The organism is Roseateles sp. P5_B10 (assembly GCF_056400485.1).
Genome location: NZ_JBFULE010001553.1, coordinates 1 through 636 on the forward strand (window position 1 = coordinate 1; position 636 = coordinate 636).

At 65.1% G+C, this 636-nt stretch carries 1 protein-coding gene; it reads right to left on the reverse strand.

All coding sequences use genetic code 11. The features are described from left to right. A partial coding sequence (locus AC1DU6_RS34540; protein ID WP_477863003.1) for a TonB-dependent receptor domain-containing protein occupies positions 1-636 on the reverse strand: 636 nt, incomplete at both ends.

Here is a 636-nt window from a genome sequence, read left to right on the forward strand (position 1 = left end):
GCACGAAGAGATTGGCGTCCTTGATCTTCGTGTCGTTGTACGAGAAGCCCAGCGTCGTGCGCCAGTCGCGCGCGATGATGGCCTGGGCGTCCAGCTCGAAGCCCTGGCCCTCGGCCTTGGCGGCGTTGACGAGGCGGTTCTGATTGGTCGAGCCCGAGCCGGCCGTCAGCTGCATGTCCTTGACGCGGTACTTGAACACCGTGCCGCTGACGCGGGCGGTGTTGTCGAGCAGGTCGGCCTTGAAGCCGGCCTCGACGGACAGCACCTTCTCGGAGTTCGCCACCGAGATCGAGTCGCCAAAGAGCACGCGGCCCTGGATGGACGGTGCGCGGTAGCCGGTGGCAACGCGCGCGAACACGCTGGTGGACTTGTCGAGGTTGTAGTTGGCGCCGAAGTCCCAGCTCCAGTTCGTCGACTTGGGGTGGGTGTAGAACGGGCCGATGATGTCGACGTTGTTGGCCTTGCCCGGCGTCCAGGTGCGCACGGCGTCGAAGTCCTTCTTGTCGTCGGTGTAGCGCAGGCCGGCGGTGAGCTTGAAGTCCGGCGTGACGGCGTACTTCACATTGCCGAAGGCTGCCCAGGAATTGGCTTCCTGGTGCTGCACGGCATAGCCGTTTTTCGGGTCCCCCGCGGCGA